16 protein-coding genes are annotated in these 18,170 nt (G+C 43.9%); 10 read left to right on the top strand and 6 right to left on the bottom strand.

Features of this window, described 5'->3' with window-relative positions:
* Positions 1 to 12: 12 nt before the first annotated feature.
* Positions 13 to 1,398, bottom strand: coding sequence for a sugar porter family MFS transporter (locus BLS28_RS28955; RefSeq protein WP_256337575.1), 1,386 nt, complete (start codon positions 1,396 to 1,398; stop codon positions 13 to 15).
* Between the two features lie 72 nt (positions 1,399 to 1,470).
* Complete coding sequence (locus tag BLS28_RS28950; protein WP_091175991.1) at positions 1,471 to 2,505, bottom strand: aldose epimerase family protein; 1,035 nt, start codon at positions 2,503 to 2,505, stop codon at positions 1,471 to 1,473.
* 239 nt (positions 2,506 to 2,744) lie between these two features.
* On the opposite strand from BLS28_RS28950, the gene BLS28_RS28945 reads away from it, so the two are divergent.
* Entirely contained in the window at positions 2,745 to 3,641 is an 897-nt protein-coding gene (locus BLS28_RS28945; RefSeq protein ID WP_091175988.1) for an AraC family transcriptional regulator, read from the top strand.
* 60 nt (positions 3,642 to 3,701) lie between these two features.
* On the opposite strand, the gene BLS28_RS28940 is transcribed toward BLS28_RS28945, so the two are convergent.
* Positions 3,702 to 6,167, bottom strand: coding sequence for a TonB-dependent receptor (locus tag BLS28_RS28940; RefSeq protein ID WP_091175986.1), 2,466 nt, complete (start codon positions 6,165 to 6,167; stop codon positions 3,702 to 3,704).
* 674 nt (positions 6,168 to 6,841) lie between these two features.
* Here BLS28_RS28940 and BLS28_RS28935 point away from each other — a divergent pair.
* Genes BLS28_RS28935 through BLS28_RS28925 form a run of 3 tightly spaced genes read left to right on the top strand, consistent with a single transcriptional unit; the run spans position 6,842 to position 9,176 of the window.
* On the top strand, positions 6,842 to 7,975 hold the full coding sequence (locus BLS28_RS28935; RefSeq protein WP_091176057.1) for a sensor histidine kinase: 1,134 nt from the start codon (positions 6,842 to 6,844) through the stop codon (positions 7,973 to 7,975).
* Positions 7,972 to 8,712 carry a LytR/AlgR family response regulator transcription factor gene (locus BLS28_RS28930; RefSeq protein WP_091175983.1) on the top strand — a complete coding sequence of 247 codons (741 nt, stop codon included), beginning with the start codon at positions 7,972 to 7,974 and terminating at the stop codon, positions 8,710 to 8,712. The genes BLS28_RS28935 and BLS28_RS28930 overlap by 4 nt, the downstream gene beginning before the upstream one ends.
* A gap of 41 nt (positions 8,713 to 8,753) precedes the next feature.
* The gene (locus tag BLS28_RS28925; RefSeq protein ID WP_091175981.1) at positions 8,754 to 9,176 is read left to right on the top strand and encodes a DUF1801 domain-containing protein; all 423 of its coding nucleotides are present in this window, start codon (positions 8,754 to 8,756) and stop codon (positions 9,174 to 9,176) included.
* A gap of 6 nt (positions 9,177 to 9,182) precedes the next feature.
* Here BLS28_RS28925 and BLS28_RS28920 read toward each other — a convergent pair whose 3' ends face one another.
* Positions 9,183 to 11,465 carry a histidine kinase dimerization/phosphoacceptor domain -containing protein gene (locus tag BLS28_RS28920; RefSeq protein ID WP_176844591.1) on the bottom strand — a complete coding sequence of 761 codons (2,283 nt, stop codon included), beginning with the start codon at positions 11,463 to 11,465 and terminating at the stop codon, positions 9,183 to 9,185.
* Positions 11,466 to 11,642: 177 nt separating this feature from the next.
* The gene (locus BLS28_RS28915) at positions 11,643 to 13,088 is read right to left on the bottom strand and encodes an aminotransferase-like domain-containing protein (RefSeq protein ID WP_091175976.1); all 1,446 of its coding nucleotides are present in this window, start codon (positions 13,086 to 13,088) and stop codon (positions 11,643 to 11,645) included.
* 91 nt (positions 13,089 to 13,179) lie between these two features.
* Here BLS28_RS28915 and BLS28_RS28910 point away from each other — a divergent pair, with 91 nt between their 5' ends.
* From BLS28_RS28910 to BLS28_RS28885, 6 genes are all read left to right on the top strand, one after another.
* Complete coding sequence (locus tag BLS28_RS28910; protein ID WP_091175973.1) at positions 13,180 to 13,647, top strand: GNAT family N-acetyltransferase; 468 nt, start codon at positions 13,180 to 13,182, stop codon at positions 13,645 to 13,647.
* A 5-nt stretch (positions 13,648 to 13,652) separates the two neighbouring features.
* A complete protein-coding gene (locus tag BLS28_RS28905) occupies positions 13,653 to 14,855 on the top strand; it encodes an aminotransferase class V-fold PLP-dependent enzyme (protein ID WP_091175970.1) in 1,203 nt (400 codons plus the stop codon).
* 222 nt (positions 14,856 to 15,077) lie between these two features.
* Positions 15,078 to 15,935: a helix-turn-helix domain-containing protein gene (locus BLS28_RS28900; protein ID WP_091175968.1), complete on the top strand. Its 858-nt coding sequence runs from the start codon at positions 15,078 to 15,080 to the stop codon at positions 15,933 to 15,935.
* A gap of 67 nt (positions 15,936 to 16,002) precedes the next feature.
* Positions 16,003 to 16,575: a DUF417 family protein gene (locus tag BLS28_RS28895; RefSeq protein WP_091175966.1), complete on the top strand. Its 573-nt coding sequence runs from the start codon at positions 16,003 to 16,005 to the stop codon at positions 16,573 to 16,575.
* A 20-nt stretch (positions 16,576 to 16,595) separates the two neighbouring features.
* On the top strand, positions 16,596 to 17,135 hold the full coding sequence (locus BLS28_RS28890; protein ID WP_090534021.1) for a carboxymuconolactone decarboxylase family protein: 540 nt from the start codon (positions 16,596 to 16,598) through the stop codon (positions 17,133 to 17,135).
* Positions 17,136 to 17,153: 18 nt separating this feature from the next.
* Positions 17,154 to 17,555, top strand: a complete 402-nt coding sequence (locus BLS28_RS28885; RefSeq protein WP_218134524.1) for a nuclear transport factor 2 family protein — start codon at positions 17,154 to 17,156, stop codon at positions 17,553 to 17,555.
* 473 nt (positions 17,556 to 18,028) lie between these two features.
* Here the strand turns inward: BLS28_RS28885 and BLS28_RS28880 are convergent.
* A partial coding sequence (locus BLS28_RS28880) for an IS3 family transposase (protein ID WP_176844590.1) occupies positions 18,029 to 18,170 on the bottom strand: 142 nt, incomplete at its 5' end.

The following is an 18,170-nucleotide window of genomic DNA, read 5'->3' as shown; positions in this document are numbered from 1 at the left end:
GGCTTATGATTATTAATGTCTTACTAAATTTTCTTCTAACTCTTCAAGGGTTTGGCCTTTGGTTTCTTTCACTTTTTTAAGTACAAACAAAAAGCCTAAAAAGCAGATCACCGCGTACATATAAAATGGCCCGTAAGTGCCCAGCACCTTAGCCAGTATAGGGAAGGTGAACACCAATATAAAATAGGCAGCCCATAACGATACAATGGCCACTGTTGATGCAGCGCCACGGATCTTATTAGGGAAGATCTCTGAAATAAGTACCCAGGTTATAGGTGCAAGTGAAAGCGCGTAAGTGCTGATGGCCAGCAACACAAATATGGATACCAGCCCGGCCGCCAGGTGATTTTGCAGCAGGTAAGCCAATACAATATAAAATATGGATAAGCCCAATGAACCAATGAGCATCAACGGCTTACGGCCGAGCTTATCAACCTGCCACATAGCCAGCAAGGTAAAAACCAGGTTAACTATACCAATGGATACAGTTTCAAACAATTGCTGGTTTAAGCTTGAACCCACCGAGGCAAAAATGGTTGAAGTATAGTTAAACACCACATTGATGCCACAAAACTGTTGAAACACAGCCAGCGTAATACCTATCAATACGGCAGGGCGTACGCTTTTTTCAAATACGGCGCGGTACGATTGCTTTTTTGCGCCGGTAAGCGATTTTTCAATAGCCTGCTGTGTTGAAGTCACAAACTCTTCGGAGCCTATTTTGTAAAGTACCTTTTCGGCATCAGCGTGCCGACCGGCCTTGATCAGCCACCGGGGGCTTTCGGGCAGGGCTATAACCCCTAATAAAAATACCGCGGCAGGTACCGTGCCCAAACCAAACATCCAGCGCCAGGCATTATCGCCGCTGTCGGCTAAAAAATAGTTGCACAGGTTGGTGATCAGGATGCCCAATACCACGGTAAGCTGGTTGATAGCTACATTACGCCCGCGCACCTGTGCCGGGGAAATTTCGGCAATGTACATGGGGCAAAGCATTGATGCCATCCCTACCCCTATGCCCGCTGCAAAACGCAGAATGATAAAATAAGTGAACCCGGTTGAAAAGGCAATACCCAGTGACGATACCGCGAAAATAAACGCCGCAACCATGAGACCGGGTTTACGGCCGTATTTTTCGGCAATGCGGCCGGCTATGATACAGCCCACGATACAGCCCAGCGCCAGGGAACCGGTAAGGAAGCCCTCCCAAACAGGGTCAAGCGCAAACTCCTTGCGGAGGAACGGCAGCGCACCCGATATTACGGCAAAATCAAAGCCGAACAGGTAACCGCCCAGTGCCGATATAAAGGAGATCCCTATAATATAGCCGCTGTTAAATTTTACTTCTTTTTTAAAATCGATGGTCATTTGATATTGGTTAGTTTCTTCTCTCTGTATAAATTTACTTTAATTAAAGTCCGTTATTAAACAAGCTTTGGGCTTTGGGCCTTCTGCCTTTTGCTTTTAGCTTCATATGGTGCCAAACTTGTATAAAATACTTTGATTGTATACATCGCCTGCCCGCAATACAGCCTGCGGAAAATCAGGATGATTGATGCTATCCGGATAATGCTGACACTCCAGGCACAACGCATCAAAAGGTTTCGCCCCCTGGCCAGTATGTATAGGCGTAGTGCTGCTTAAATAATCACCGGTGTACAGGAACACGCCGGGATAATCCGTATAAACTCTAAGAGCACGGCCCGATGCTTCGTCGGTTAAAAGAGCGGCATAAATTAAGCCGTTCTCCCCGGCTCCCCTGTTGATAATGTAAAACAGGTTAAGGCCTTCAACATGGTTTTCATCTATATTAAATTTATCGCCCAGCTTGTTATTATTGAAAGCCTTTTGCCCGGCTGGTATAATTGCCCCGCTCGGCGTATAGTCTTCGTGCAAATCCACAATACTATCCGATAGCAGGGTAAGCTTGTGGTTATAGATCTTACTTTTAAATGCCGATAAATTAAAGTAAGCGTGATTGGTAAAATTTGCTATCGTAGCTTTGTCGGTAGTAGCTTTATAATTGATCAGCAACTCATTATCATTGCTCCAGGTATAGATAACCATAAGCTCTAACTTACCGGGATAACCCCCATCGCCATCAGGGCTGGTCAGGGTCATCATTACACCATTATCAAAAGCTTCGGCAGTAAACACCCTATAGTTAAAACCGCTTTTACCGGCATGGTTGGAATTTTTACCTTCATTGGCATCCAGGTGAAAAGTTTCGCCTTCGAGCTGAAATTTTACCCTGCTGATACGGTTGGCGTACCGGCCTATGGTTGAGCCGATGTAGCAGCTATCGGTTAAATACCCGTTCAGGTCAGGAAAACCAACCACCACGTTTTCAAAGTGCTGCAGCCTGTCGGGCACCACAACTGATACAATGGCCGCGCCGTAATTGGTAAGTTCAACATAGGCCCCGCTCTCGTTTTCAATTTTGAAAAGATAAACGTTATGACCGTTATGCTGCCCCCATAAACGGGTTGTGGTGTTAACAGCCATGTACGTTCAGATATTTAAATTGTTTGTTCATAAGTTATCCGCTTCATTAAACAGCCAGGTAATTTGCCTGACTTGTTTTAGCCCTAATTGGTTTTGGTAAACCTACTATGAAACAGGTGTTAAAAAAATGGATATTCTTTAAAAAGTGATGGATAATACTATCATTTACTGACAGCTATTAAAATCTTGCCGGGATAAAAAAAATAAATACCTTTAATCGCCAGTTATACAGCAGCGTTATGAATGCGATAGCCGAACCAAAAAAACGGATCAAAGAAGGTTTTATCGGTCAAAAAATGATCGTATTGCCACCAAACATAAAAAAAGCCATCACCAGCAATGCTTTGATCAAAGGCTTTTACCTTACCGCTATCGGCTATTATCCCAAGGCGGCCTTTCATGACCGTGAACGCCGTACAGGCAGTAACGAATATATTTTTCTTTATTGTGTTGATGGAGAAGGCTATGTTTATTTGGGGGGCCAGGGCCACACCCTTAAACCCAATACTTTTTTCATTATCCCCCGTAATGTGGCACACCGTTATAAAAGCTCGGAAATCAATCCCTGGAGCATTTACTGGGTACACTTCAGCGGGCTAAATTCGCACCTGATCTATGAGCGCTCGCTCGAAAACGGGCAGCCTGCGGTACAATCCGTTCCCTACGACAACAGCCGGATTAAGCTGTACGAACAGGTCTACGCCGTGCTTGAACACAGCTATCATGAAAAAGAAATGGAGATTGTTAACATCAACCTGCTCAATTTTATCTCCTCGATGGTGTATTATAAGCAAACCAACCCGGTTGATTATGATAACGATTTTGTGAGCAACTCTATCGCTTATATGAAAAAACACATTAGTCAAAAGTTTGAAGTGATGCATTTGGCGAAACAACAGGGAATTTCAGCATCACATTATTTGCGGCTGTTTAAACAAAAAACAGGCTCATCACCTATTAACTATTTTAACCTGCTCAAGATTCAAACCTCCTGCCAGTACCTGTACTTTACCGACAGGAGCATTAAGGAAATTTGCTCAGAGCTGGGCTTTGACGACCCTTATTATTTTTCAAGGCTGTTTACCAAACTGATTGGCATGTCGCCGTCAAAGTACAGGAAAACACATAAGCGATAGGCCAGCGCGGATTTTGGTTAAAGCCGGTGGCGAGAAATGCCAGGGAATGAAACAGATGACTTAGTTACTCCTCATCCTTTCACTCTCCTCTTTTGAACCGCTTTCCGGTTTCCCCCGGCCGGCCGGTCTTGTACTACCAAACGACTTTGAATAAGTAAGTTTAATTACCGGGAAACGTCTGGTTTCGGTATTGACAAGTACATTGCTCTTTATGTCAAAAGCCTCCCGTGTAAGTGTGCCGTACCGCACATGGATCTGCGTAGCACTGAACACATCGGCCACTGATAACTGCAGGCTGCCACCGTTATTTTTCAGCTCTTTTTTGATCCCGGCATTGATCAGCCCAAAACCATCAACCCTCGTTGTGCCATTATACGACAGGGAATTGTACTGCCCCGATACCTCTGCCGAAAAGCTGCCGGGCAGCTTAAACAACTGGTTAAAATTAAAGGAATATCCGAAGTACGATTTGGTTAACGGATGTAAAGTATAATCCTCCTTAAACTGCCTTAGGCCGCCAACAAAGCTATAGGTCATCTCCCACCAGTTACTTACTTTAAACGGCGCATTGGCCTGCAAGGTAAAGTAGTTTTGATACGGCAGATTTTGTGGCGAAATGAACAAAATATCGTGCGCTGGGCTTTCGCTGAGCTGATAGCGGGCTATGGCATTATCATCCCGGCTGTAAAGCAGGGAAAAGCTATAGTCGCCATAGTTATAGCCCAGTTTTATATTATTGGTGATGGTTGGTTTAAGAAAAGGATTGCCGGTGTAAACCGCCGTAGGGTCGCTGTATGCAAAGTATGAGGCCAGGTCGTCATATGATGGACGGCTGATCCTTTTGGTGTAAGACAGCTGCAGTTCGGATCGGTCACCCAACTTTTTGGTGAACAGCACTGTGGGGAACAGCTTTCCCAGTTTACGGTCTACAATGTTGCTGCCGGTTTGTGGGTTATCCATATTGGTATAGGAATATTCATAACGTACTCCTGTATTAAGGCTTATGCTTTTACCAAGCTGCCAATTAAGGGACAGATACGCCGCGCCAATATCTTCCTTCATGTATATGTTCGCAGCGGTCTGCATATTACGCTCCCAGGCCCCATTATTAAAACTTTCGATACCCGATGAGCTTGAACTGCCGGTATGCGCTCCTTTAATACCTGTTTCCAGTTTTAGTAAGGGTGATAGCTGGTTGGCATAATCGGCTTTAAACACGCCTACGTTGATGGCCGTATTGGCAAATCCGCGTTGCCTTTGCGCGCTTACACTGTTGTTGGCGTACACCTGCTCGCCATATTTGTTTACAAAGGACGTATTAACTTCGCTTGGACTGTTATTTCCATAATGGATATAATCGGCTTCCATGCTTATCTTCTCCCCTTCCTTCAGCACATGTTCAATATTGAGCGAGCTGGTGAGGTTATCCCAGTGCGCGTTCCCGTTAATATGCCCAATATACCTGAGCAGTGAATCGGGCAGGATCTTATACCCCGCGTTACTGTATGTATAAGTGGGCGAATGGCTGTTGTTATAGCTCAGGTTACCGCTTATGGTAGTTTTAGGATCCAGCTTAATATCAGTACCCAGGGTGGCATTGTGATTATTGCTGATCCTTTTGGTTTTTGTGTAAAATTCTACCTCGGCATTACCTCCGATAAAAGGCATGTACTGACTTCCGGTAATAAAAAGATCGGTATAGGTCCGGTCGTGCTGAAACGTGTAGGAGCCGTACAGATTGATATTTTTAGTATTATGACTGAGGTTGATGCCGGCAGTGCCTTTTTCGCCCATGCCGTAACCGCCAGTTAAGGAATAGGAGCCGTTTGTTCCCTGCTTTTTGCTTTTCTTCATTACAATATTGATGATGCCGGCACTGCCTTCAGCATCGTATCCGGCGGGCGGGGTGCTCAGCAGCTCTATTTTTTCAATATTATCGGCACTGGTACCATTAAGCAAATTCATGACCTGGGCAAGCGGCATACGCACCAGTTTGCCGTTGATCATTACTGTAGCCCCGCTTTTACCGTTCAGGGCAATACCATTATCCCGGTGATCGATAGTTACCCCCGGCAATCGTTCCAGCACCTGCAGGGCCGTACTGCCTTTGGTAAGCACACTGCTCTCAACATTTACCACTAAGCCATCGCTGCGCTGCTGGTACAATGGCTTATTTGCCCGCACTACCACCTCGCCCAATTGCCGGGTGTCCTCCTTCATCACAATAACAGCAAGATATTTTGCATCCTTGTTCCCGCTGATTTCAAAAGGCGATGAAAACCAGGTTTGATAGCCGATACTGCTTAACCGCAACCGGTAATTACCGGAAGGGGCATCCGCAATATTATAGCCTCCCTGTTCATTGGTAAGCATACTTTTAACTGAAGATGAATCTGCAGTTCTGACAAGCGATACAGTGACATATGGCAAGGGCTGGCTGCCGGCTGTGGTAACCCTGCCCGACACCTGGGCATTTACTATTTGTGCCAGGCAAATAAGTAACAGGCTGATGCATAAAGTTTTCATATGGCGTGTGTAACCTTTCTGGAGGTTATGCCGGCAAATAAAAACAGTGCTTTAAACTTTAAAAAACATGAATGATGAGTGACATGAGATAATTGATGAGATACGCAGAAGCGGGTTAATCGGTTTAAAACCAAAACTATACTGCCTTTTTTACGGCTTATAAGTTAAAGCCTGCATTTGGTCAATTATTTGTGCAGGTTGATATAATAACGAAATATAAATCAGTGCAATTGCTGTATCTTTAGGTAGGATATTGAAAATTTCTACAAACCTGTTCCCCCTCTGGGAGATTTTAGAATTTAATAAACATGTATTAATTGAAGGACAGATGCACCAGAGGTGCAAAAGGTTTGTAGCTCGTAAAGTTATAGAATACCCTTTGCCCCAGAGGGGCAAAACACGACGATTTGCTGGTTAAACGACAAGCAATTTGTGGGTAAACTTAAACTCGCAGAGGACCCTGATGCCTACGCCACGCAGGTTCGCTTTTTTCAATTCGGGTAGGGCGGCGGCCCTCAGGGTCCTCTGCGAGAGACCCTGAGGGGACGGGGAAAATATATTGGGTATTGAGAGGTGTCATCCTGAACCTGTCGATGGACATGCGCAGAGGCCCTGCTCGTCATGCTTCGAGGATCTACCCATGACACCTGTTTTTTATTATTATGATATTTAACATGAACAGTTTATCCGTTGATACATTAAACCAAAACTGGCTGTTTAAATACAAGCTGTACCACATCCCATTTTGGTGTGTGTACCATTATTTTTGGTTTACCATAGCGGTGGCTAACCCTGTGGCAGCGGCCAAATCCATGTTTTTTTCGGCTTATAGTGTCAAGATCCTGGCTTATGTAGTTTTCCAGGCGCTGGCGGTATATTTTAACCTTTACCTCTTAATGCCGCGGTTTATGAAAAAAGAGCGGCTTACCCAATATGTAATTTATCTTTCGCTAACCATCATCGGCACATCATCGCTTATTAACGGCGGCTATTATTTAAGTGCTTTTTTTGCAGGCTGCTCAGTAAAAAAAATGTTTGGCGTTGATCCGGGCAATTTTATGAGTTTCTATAATACTTCCTTCCCCTCTACCGTAGCCAGTATGACTTTGGGTATGAGTATCAAACTCACCAAAAACTGGCTGCAAACCCAGCACCGCCAGCAGCTGCTCGAAAAAGAGAAACTGGAAACCGAACTTAAATTCCTGAAATACCAGTTTAACCCGCATTTTTTGTTCAACAGCATCAACTCCATATTTTTCCTGATCCATAAAAACCCCGGTATGGCATCGGCATCATTGGCCAAATTTTCTGAATTACTGCGGTACCAGTTGTACGAGTGCAACGACCAGCAAATCTCTTTAGGAAAAGAGCTTAGCTATCTCGAAAACTTTATCGAGCTGGAAAAGCTTCGGCAAAACAATAATGTGCATGTTGCCTTTGAAGCAGATGAGCCGATGCCCGGTCATTTAGGCATAGCCCCCTTTATATTAATGACCTTTGTAGAAAACGCGTTTAAGCATGTATCCAAAGAGGCGGAACACCCTAACTGGATTGCGATTAGATTGGGATTGAAAAACGATCAGCTCGATTTTCATGTTGCCAACAGCGCATCAAACGACCCGGGAACCGGGCTTGTGAACTTTGGGGGTATCGGCCTGAAAAATGTAAAGCGCCGGCTTGACCTGATTTACCCCGACCTTCATAAGCTGGAGATCCAAAATACCGGAGACCGCTTTGAGGTACACCTGCAATTAACTTTAACCGAACTGGAACAATCATCCGCAACCTTTCAAATGGCCTCACTATGATGAACTGTGTAATAATAGATGATGAGCCCTTAGCCCGCGAAGGATTAGCCAGCTATGTACGCGAGGTTGATTTTTTGAATTTAACCGGCACCTGCGAAAACCCGCTCGAACTGATCAAGCTACTTGACCACCAGGCTATCGACCTAATATTCCTGGATATCCAGATGCCGAAAATGAACGGTATTGATTTTTTAAAGATCATGCAGAAACCGCCGATGGTGATCATCACTACAGCCTACCCCAGCTATGCGCTTGAAGGCTTCCAGCTCAATGTGCTCGATTACCTGCTGAAACCCATCACGTTCGACCGCTTTTTTAAATCGGCCAATAAGGCTAAAGATTATCACCGCCTGCTTAACAATTGGGCCCAGCCCGGCGCACCAAAAACGGAAGCTGATGAAGGTTACTTCTTTATCAAATGTGGTAATAAATACGAAAAGATTTACTTTGATGAGATCCTGTACGTTGAGGGGATGCAAAACTACGTTACCATATTTACCGCCAAAGGCAAATATATCACGCTGCTTAACCTCAAAAGCCTTGAACAAAATTTAGATAACAAACTCTTTATCCGCGTACATAAATCATACATCGTATCAACCGGTAAAATTGATGGTATTGAGGGAAATGATATTTTTATCGGTCAGCACCGCATCCCTATAAGCCGCAATTACCGCGAGCAGGTGATCCGACAGGTTGTTGCTAATAAACTGTGGGATAAAATAAAATTTTCGTGATATATTTATATATCGTTTTTAACCTTTATCCTGCTTAAGCCATGGCCAAAAACACCAATAAAACCACGGAAACCGCAGCAAGCGTAAGCGATTTCATCAATACCATTGCCGATGAAGCCAAACGGGCCGACAGCTTTAAGCTGACCGCGCTAATGGAAGAAGCAAGCGGTCACAAAGCAAAAATGTGGGGGCCGGCCATTGTAGGCTTTGGCAGTTATCATTACAAATATGAAAGCGGCCGTGAGGGTGATGCCCCGCTTATAGCCTTCTCGCCCCGTAAAAATTCTTTAACACTCTATCTTCCAGGCTTTGAGAGCAAGGAACAATTGCTGCAAAAATTAGGTAAGCACAAGCAAAGTGGCTGCTGTACGCATATTGTTAAACTGACCGATGTAGATAATACTGTACTCAGGCAATTACTCAACGAATCATTTAAACACGCGGAAACAACGCGCTGCAAATAGAGATCATTATAAGAAATTGCTTTCTACCTCGCTATGGTGCCTTACTTTCTCAATTTTAAATTCAACACTGATAGTAACGCCCGCCTTATTTTGAACTTTAAAAGTGCCACCCAGTTGTTTACTTAAGGCCTTCATCATTTCCATACCCAATGAGGTTACTGTTTTAAGATCAAAGCCTGCCGGCAGCCCTTTTCCGTTGTCGGCAATGGTTAATATCACTCCGTCTTCGCCTACGCGGTTCAACGCGACGACGATCTGCCCGCCTTCACTGCTAAAGGCGTACTTGATAGCGTTGGTTATGGCTTCATTAAGTATCAGGCCGAACGGAACAGCCTGGGTCAGATCGAGATAAATGGGTTCAACCACCTGCTCAAACCTGATACGACGGGTTACCGAATCAAAACAATCGGTGAGGTTGCGGATCAGATCGGTTACGTATGATGGCATATAAATGCTGGCCACATTATCAGCACTATACAATTTATGGTGTATAAGCGCTATGGCCTGCACCCGGTTTTGGCTTTCAGTGATGGCTTCAATGGCCGCGTTGTTTTCCAGGTATGCCGATTGCGTGCTTAACAGGCTCATCACAATTTGCAGGTTATTTTTAACCCTGTGATGTACCTCTTTTAGCAACCATTCTTTTTCATTAAGTAATTTTTCCTGTTTACTGTTCAACAGCTGCAATGATTGGTTTTGCTTGTTAATTTCGTTTTGCTGAGCCTGTAACCGTACATTGCTGCGCTGCTTTAAACGATAACGATTATAACCAACCCCCAGCGAAAGCAACAACATTACCGAGCCTCCAATAAGCAAATTACGATCGGCCTGTGCTGCTAAAAACCGGCTGCGCTGCAACTGCTCATTGTTTTTAAGCAGTTGGATATCCTTAGCCTGCAGTTGCAGGTCTTTATTCTTCTTATCCGTATCAAACTCAATTTGCAAAAAGGAGGTGTGCTTGGCATTGTTAACCAGGTAAACCGAATCGGTAAGCATTTTGTAGCGCTGATAATGCTTAATAGCACTTTGGTACCTGCCCATCCCCGAGTCGGCCTTAAACCAGTTGAGCTGGTTCTGTGCCAAAAAAGGCAGCACCTTTGTTTTTTGATAAAAACTTTCATTTTCCTGCAAGTAGGGATACGCTTTATTATACTGCCCTATGGCGATATAATAATTAATATATGACCTTAACATCTCGGTATAATTTGCCCCTGCATCTTTTTTTAGCGCCTCCATTTTGTCGATGTACACTTTGGCCATTTTATACTGTTTAAGCTTCAAATAAACCAGGCAAAAATCATAGTAGTTTTCAAATCTTTCCTGCGTTGTTGTAAACAGGTTCATATTTTTGAGCAATTGCAGCCGTGCAAGCGCTTTTTCGGGCTGTTCCATTTTATAGTAGCTCATGGCCAGGTTACCGTTTATTACAACTATTGAAGCTGTGTCATTATATTTTTGGGCAATTTTTACAGCCTTATCAAAATAAATTATGGCATCGCCAAATTTATGCAGCGTATAATACGAAAGGGCAAACCGATTGTATATTGTACACATTTGCAAACTGGTATCACCGCGACCTTCGGCAAGCCTCACCGCTTTCAACTGATACTTCAGGGCGTTATCAGCATCTCCCTGGAAGGTAAGGCAGCCGCCAAGCAGGTTGTACAAACCATCCAGGTCTTTTTTCCCTATCGATTGGTATATTGCCAATGCCGTGCGCAGGTTTTTAACAGCAATATCATACGATCCTTTTATGCTTTGCAGATCGGCCATATCTACGATAGCTGTAGCTTCCCTGTCCTTTAAACCCGCTTGCCGAAAAATATCAATGGCTTTTTGATAATAGGCTATTTTTTTATCCAGGTCCTGGCCTTCATTTCCATAATGCTGCCCAATAATGACATAAGCTTCGGCCATACCCGGCAAATCATCTATCGACTTAAAAAAATCAAACCCCCTCTGGGCCAATGCAGCACCGCCTTTATGATCGCCTTTTTTATTGCTGATCATTGCTGCCATCAACGCAGCGTTCCCCTGCCCTTTAACATCATTAAGCTGAATGCTTAATTGTTCGGCTTGTTTCATAAACCGGTAAGAGCTATCTGTTTCCTTTGCTCCCGCGCCCGATTTGAGCAGGATAACACGGCTTAAAGCAAGCAACAGCTTCACTTTGCCGGTATCAGCTTTGCTTTTTTGAATTTGCGATTGCAACGAGGCTGAAGATTGCGCACACAGCTGTCCTGTCACGCAAACAACAGCAACACATAGCAGTAAAAATTTAAATTTCATGATAAAGGGGATAACCATTAAAACGTGCTGCCGTCTTTTAAAAACAGAACTTAAAATACAATAAAAAATTCAATAAATGCCTTATAGATAACTATTTGGCATAACCATAAATAAAATACTAATTTATTACTAATCAGCCATTCAGAAAAAATTAAGTTTATTTGGTGATGTTGTAGTTCAGGATATAAGGCCATTCACTAATTTCCCCAACACCTTAAAACTATCTTCAACCACCCCGTCAAAAGCTAACCCAAAACTAATGCGGATAAAATTGGTAAACCGCCCGTCTACACTAAAGATCTGGCCGGGAGCTATGCTGATGCTTTGCTCTATTGCCAATTGGTACAGTTCAAAGGCATTTACCTTTTTATCCAGTTCGACCCAAAGCGCATAGCCGCCTTGTGGCCTGCTAATCTTTGTACCTGCCGGGAAGTGTGTTGCGATAGCCTGCGTATACCGCAGGCACTGGGTATATAACGCCTTCCGCAAATGCCTCATGTGCAGGTCATATCGCCCGGTTTCAAAAAAATGACCAATAGCTGCCTGTGTAGGTGTGGCCGAGGCTATGGAATGCATCATTTTAATATTCAGCACCTGTTCTTTAAACCTGCCCGGAACGCACCAGCCTACCCGGTAACCAGGCGCTATTGATTTGGATACCGATGAACAAAGGATCACCCAGCCATCCTTATCATAACTTTTGCAGGTGCGCGGACGGCTTTTTCCAAAATAGATCTCACCATAAATATCATCCTCAATTAAGGGAACTTGCTTTTCAGCAAGCAGGCGCACCAGTTGCTGCTTACGCTCATCGGGCATGCAAACCCCTATCGGGTTACTAAAATTGGTAACAAACAGGCATACTTTTACTGGCACTTCATTCATAGCCCGTTCCAGGTATTCCAGGTCGAGGCCGGTATCGGGGTTCACCGGAATTTCCAATACTTTCAGGTCCAGGCTGAGCATCACATTGAAAATCCCGAAATAAGTAGGGCTTTCAATAGCAATGGTATCGCCGGGCTTGGTAAGCGCCCTTAAGCAAAATATTAAAGCTTCCAGGCAGCCCTGCGTTGTGATCACATCATCTTCGGTAATATTACCACCCCAGTTAAAGGCGTTTTTAGCCGCCTGTTTGCGCAAAGCAATATTACCCTGCGGGTTTTCATAAGTGATATTACCCGATGGACTATTACGTATAGATTCCATCATGGATTTACTGAGCTTTGCCAGCGGAATCAGGCTGAGCGGCGGCGATGAGCGCGAGAGCTGCAAAACGCTGTCTTCCGACATGTTGCGGTAAACCATCGCAATCATTTCGGCAACGCTGGCCTGTTTAACCTTTTTAAGCGGTGGTTTGGTTTCGGGCACGCTGGTAAAACGGGCGGGCAGGTATTTTACATAGTAGCCCGATTTGGTACGTGCCTCTATCAAACCCAGGTTTTCCAGCTCAACATAGGCCTTATAAGCTGTACTCATGCTAATACCCTGCTCCTGGCTCAGCATCCTTACCGACGGCAGCTTGTCGCCGAGCTTAAGCAGATTTTGCTTAATCTGCTTTTCAATCCGGGCAGCAATTTGTGCGTATAAAAAATCGTAATCCTCAGTATGAGCAATGCTTTCCATGCAAAATCTGTTATGCTCAAAATTAACAAAACTACATCTGTTTTTCTATTTCCGAATGTTTTTATTTTGTAATGATCAAATAATTAAGCACATGGAACTACAGGTTATCGATTATCAGCCACAACATGCCCCCTATTTTGAAAAGTTTAACAAAGCATGGCTTGAAGAGTATTTTAGCGTTGAACCTTTTGATAAATGGGTACTGGAAAACCCCGACGAGGCCATCATTAAAACAGGCGGCAGCATTTACTTTATCACTTCGAAACAAAAAATTATTGGCACCGTAGCGCTGCGATATATAGAAGACGGTGTTTACGAGCTTACCAAAATGGCGGTGGATAAAGACAGTCGCGGAGCTGGCGCCGGTCAGTTTCTATGTCAAACCGGTATTGATAAAGCGCGTGAACTGGGTGTAAAAAAGCTGGTACTATTTTCAAACAGAGTGCTTGAAAATGCCATCCACATTTACCGTAAGCTGGGCTTTACCGAAATCCCAGTTGAGCCCGGCACCTACAAACGAGCGGATATCATGATGGAAATAAATTTCACAAATAACTAAACCTGATGGAAAATATACTAAGCGAACAGGAAGTACAGCAACTAAGGGCCGAAACCCGGGGCACAACAAAAACCATCCACTTCAATAATGCAGGCTCGTCCCTGCACCCCGATGTGGTGGTTGATACCGTGATAGATTACCTGTACGAAGAAGCGCAAAACGGCGGCTACGAAACCGAGTACACATACCGCGAAGAGCTTGAAAACACCTACAACCTCATAGCCCGACTCATCAACGCCCGCAAGGATGAAATTGCCATTGTTGAAAACGCCAGTATTGGCTGGTGGCTTGCCTTTAACGGCATTGATTTTAAACCCGGCGATGAGATCATTACCTGCGAAATGGAATATGTAACCAACCTGATAGGTTTGCTGCACGCTAAAAAAACCCTGGGTGTTGAGTTTAAAGTAATCCCCAATGATGAGCGGGGTAATTTCCGGCTGCAGGCTTTGGAAGATGCCATTTCTGACCGGACAAAACTGATAGCCGTAACCCACATCCCCTCAACCGCAGGGAGCATGATCCCGGTAGCAGAGATAGGCAGGATAGCGCGCAAACACAATATTTTGTACCTGCTTGATGCCTGCCAAAGCGTGGGCCATGTGCCGCTGGATGTGCAGGAAATAGGCTGCGATATGCTGGCCGTAACCGGCAGGAAGTATTTGCGGGCGCCGAGGGGTACCGGCTTTCTGTATGTCCGCAAAGAAATTCAGGATAAGCTGAAGCTGTTTTTCATGGACGGCTTCACTACCCAATGGGTAACCGAAACTGATTTTAAACCGCGCAATGATGCCCGCCGTTTTGAGGTGTATGAAAAAAGCCGCGCCTTAACTCTTGGCCTTGGCAAGGCGGTTGAATATGCACTCAACATAGGTGTTGAGCGTACCTGGCAGCGGGTGCAATATTTAGCCAGCTTATTACGCGAAAAACTAAAAAATATTAACGGCGTAACCGTTCATGATTTTGGCGATGAGTTATGCGGCATCGTAACTTTTTCGGTAGATGGCATGGAGGCCGCAACGGTAAAAAACAAGCTGGCCGAAAAGCACATCAATGTATCAGTTGGCAAGGCGGTTTCAACCCTCATTTATATGAACAAAAACAAACTGGGCAATATCGTAAGAGCTTCAGTACATTATTATAATACCGGGGAAGAGATTGATATCTTATGCGAAGTTTTAGAGGAGTTGGTTAGAGTGAGTGTTTAACATTCGCACGATTAAGCGCCCCCGCTATTGTTCGTGTTGTCACCAACAATAGCGGGTTATAGTTCAAGCGAAAAACGCTTAAACTCGCTTGATAAAAGCTGTCAACAAACGGCAGCATCTATTGATGTTTTGTAATTTTTGAGCGCAAACTCGGCCTCATAAAAGTCGTTGTCGCTATAAAAAGCAGAGTATATTTATATTAGTGCCATAAATCATTGGCCATTGAAAGCAATCCGCGATAAAGCAGGTGAATTTTTACTTGGGTTACAGGATGTACGGGAAGATATTCTATGTACGCCTGCCCAGTTTTCTGAATATACCGTTTACCTCGTTCCTGAGGGGTCGGGTATCTTTCATGCAGATTTTGGGGCATTCCCTTTTACAGGCCCGGTGTTGTTGTTTTCAACCCCGTTGCAGATTATTTATGTAGACGAGTGCCGCGCAATAAAAAGCAATATCTTACAATTTCACAGTGATTTTTATTGTATCGAGTACCACCGTGAAGAAGTAGCCTGCAATGGGTTACTATTTAACAACATCTATATTGATCCAATAGTTGCGCTTACTCCGCAGGATGTAAAAGTGTTTGAGCTGTTACTGATGCAGATGAACGACGAATTTATGCAGCCGCAACCATCCGAAATTGTATTGCGGGCCTACCTGCAGCTTTTTTTGGCCAAGGCCAGCAGCATAAAAATAAATGGCATCAGTACCGGTGAGGATAAACCTCAAAAAGATGAAATAATGGAAAAGTTCCGGACGTTGCTTAACCAGCATTATCTTGACCTGCATAAACCATCAGATTATGCCTCGTTACTCGCCATATCTTCTGATAATTTAACCCGGCGTTGTACCAAATACTTTCGCAAATCACCATCACAGCTTATCCAGGAACGGCTTATCCTCGAAGCAAAGAAACAGCTCCATTTAACCCGGCAAAGCATCAAAGAAATTGCCTATAACCTTAAATTCCAGGATGAGTTTTATTTTAGCCGGGTATTTAAAAAGTTCACCAAGGTATCGCCCCAAACTTTTCGCGATAAAACAGGCATCTCCATCGTCGCGGATTTGTACAAATAAAACCCCGTTTCGTCCATGTTTGCGGGGCTCATAGCGTTGTAGTTTTGCTTTATCAAAAAACAACAACATGAAAACTTCAATCATAAATACCATAGCCGGCCTTGATCAGCTTGGCAAAAAAGCAGTCCGTTTCGGCATCGTAGTCGTATTCCTTTGGATAGGCGGCCTTAAATTTTTCACTTACGAAGCCGATGGCGTTGTGCCCTTTGTGGCCAACAGTCCGGTGATGTCATTCTTTTACAACCATCCAACAGAATACAAAAAACACATCAATAAAGAAGGCGAACTGATTGCTTCCAACCACCAATGGCATATCGAAAATAATACTTATGGCTTTTCTATTGGTCTGGGTATTTTCCTGGTAACACTGGGCATACTGGTTGCACTTTATAAAGTTGTACCAATACCAAGTATGATTGCCAGTATCCTGGTATTTATCATGACTTTGGGCACGCTTTCCTTCCTGGTCACTACGCCCGAAAGCTGGGTACCACATTTAACCGATAACCAATGGGGCTTCCCATACCTGTCAGGCCGCGGTCGTTTGGTTATTAAAGATGTCGTGATCCTTGGCGGTGCCATCATCACTATGAGCGAAACCGCGCAACTTTATCTTAAACGTAAAACAACAAGTAAATAATATTAAACCATAATATAATCATGAAAACTATAAATGTTCCCACCCGCGAACAGGTAAGTGCCGAAGCGCAGGTAATGTTTGATACCTTCACAAAACGCGTTGGTAAAGTACCTAACCTTTATGCCACCATGGGCTATTCGGCACCTGCACTTAAAATGTTTATGGATATGGAAGATGACATGAGCAAAAGCGTGTTTACCCCCAAAGAAAGGGAAGCCATTGCCCTCATTGTTTCTGAGTTAAACGGTTGTGCCTATTGCTTAGCCGGTCATAGTATGCTGGCCATGAAACGCGGCTTTACTAAAGAACAAACCCTTGATATCAGGAGAGGCCATACAGCTGATGACAGATTGAATGCCATTATCGGTTTAGCCAAGTCAATTGTTGAAAATAAAGGTAAAGGCGATGAAACCATAGTAAATAACTTTTACGAAGCCGGTTTTGATGAAGCCGCTTTGATGGACCTTATAGCCTTTATTACCATACGTGTGTACACTAACTACGTATTTGCCAACACCGAAGTTCCGGTAGATTTTCCTGCCGCTGAGCCTCTTAACTAATATCTAAAACATTTCATCATGAAAACCACAGAAGAAGTAAAAGGACAGTTAGCCAATAAGTTTTTAACAGGACTAAAAAATCGTGATTGGGAGCTCATGCGCTCGGCCCTTGCCAATGATGTTACCTGGACCCTGCCGGGAACAAGTTTGCTTTCGGGTCCTGCTGTTGGTGCCGATGCCGTGATTAAACGTGCCGGTCAGCTGCGTGATTTTGGGGTAATGGTTCAATTTAACCATATTTTATACGGATTGGATAGTGTAGCCCTGTCGCTTCACAATACTGCCAGCCGTGGCGATTTGATCCTGGATGAGCAGGTTGCCATAGTTTGCGATATTACTGACAATAAGATTAGCCGGATAACTACCCATTTGAGTGATGTTGAAGGGATCAATGAGTTTTTTATTGAAGGGGTGATTTAACGTCATACAGCATATCATAAACTCATTTGTGTTCCATCAGGATCTCTCGCAGATTTAAGTTTACCCATAAAATCAATAATCAAATTGGGTAATCCTGATAAGTTGAACCACTCTCGGGTTCGGGTAAGGGCTGTGACGTTTTGTACAAACCTGTTCTCCTTCTGGGGGATTTTACAATTTAATAAACATGTATTAATTGCCCAAGGACAGATGCGCCAGAGGAGCAAAAGGTTTTTAGCTCGTAAAGTTACGTTCCATCAGGGTCTCTCGTAGAGGACCCTGATGTCTTCGCCAAGCAAGTACGCCTGTTTGGCGCATTGGGGTGTGATGGTTTATCCGGACAGTTGATCTGTCATGATTTATAAAAGTAAAAATAAATAACTTGTTGTTTGTTTGTGGTGTTGAAATGTGGGAAACTCGGAGAGTTTTCCATATTTCAACACGTTTTTCTTTTTTTGCTTCTTTTTTTCTTTTTATCGGGCCTCCGCTTTTTGTGGATAACTTGCCTTTCGCTCAAACGCCATCGGGCTGATATAGCCTAAGGCTGAATGTCTTCGGATAGGGTTATAGTACATTTCAATATATTCAAATATCTCGCTGCGGGCATTTTCTATA

Origin of the sequence: Mucilaginibacter gossypii (assembly GCF_900100945.1) — a bacterium.
Taxonomy (GTDB): Bacteria; Bacteroidota; Bacteroidia; order Sphingobacteriales; family Sphingobacteriaceae; genus Mucilaginibacter; species Mucilaginibacter gossypii.
Note: the sequence above shows the minus strand (reverse complement) of the source record. Positions and strands in the feature narration are given on the sequence as shown.

Excerpts from the sequence above, each read along its gene's own strand:
- BLS28_RS28895 (WP_091175966.1), top strand. The coding sequence starts at position 16,003 with ATGAAAACTTCAATCATAAATACCATAGCCGGCCTTGATCAGCTTGGC.
- BLS28_RS28890 (WP_090534021.1), top strand. The coding sequence starts at position 16,596 with ATGAAAACTATAAATGTTCCCACCCGCGAACAGGTAAGTGCCGAAGCG.
- BLS28_RS28945 (WP_091175988.1), top strand. The coding sequence starts at position 2,745 with ATGAATGCGATAGCCGAACCAAAAAAACGGATCAAAGAAGGTTTTATC.
- BLS28_RS28950 (WP_091175991.1), bottom strand. The coding sequence starts at position 2,505 with ATGGCTGTTAACACCACAACCCGTTTATGGGGGCAGCATAACGGTCAT.
- BLS28_RS28905 (WP_091175970.1), top strand. The coding sequence starts at position 13,653 with ATGGAAAATATACTAAGCGAACAGGAAGTACAGCAACTAAGGGCCGAA.
- BLS28_RS28910 (WP_091175973.1), top strand. The coding sequence starts at position 13,180 with ATGGAACTACAGGTTATCGATTATCAGCCACAACATGCCCCCTATTTT.
- BLS28_RS28940 (WP_091175986.1), bottom strand. The coding sequence starts at position 6,167 with ATGAAAACTTTATGCATCAGCCTGTTACTTATTTGCCTGGCACAAATA.
- BLS28_RS28935 (WP_091176057.1), top strand. The coding sequence starts at position 6,842 with ATGAACAGTTTATCCGTTGATACATTAAACCAAAACTGGCTGTTTAAA.
- BLS28_RS28920 (WP_176844591.1), bottom strand. The coding sequence starts at position 11,465 with ATGAAATTTAAATTTTTACTGCTATGTGTTGCTGTTGTTTGCGTGACA.
- BLS28_RS28915 (WP_091175976.1), bottom strand. The coding sequence starts at position 13,088 with ATGGAAAGCATTGCTCATACTGAGGATTACGATTTTTTATACGCACAA.
- BLS28_RS28885 (WP_218134524.1), top strand. The coding sequence starts at position 17,154 with ATGAAAACCACAGAAGAAGTAAAAGGACAGTTAGCCAATAAGTTTTTA.
- BLS28_RS28930 (WP_091175983.1), top strand. The coding sequence starts at position 7,972 with ATGATGAACTGTGTAATAATAGATGATGAGCCCTTAGCCCGCGAAGGA.
- BLS28_RS28925 (WP_091175981.1), top strand. The coding sequence starts at position 8,754 with ATGGCCAAAAACACCAATAAAACCACGGAAACCGCAGCAAGCGTAAGC.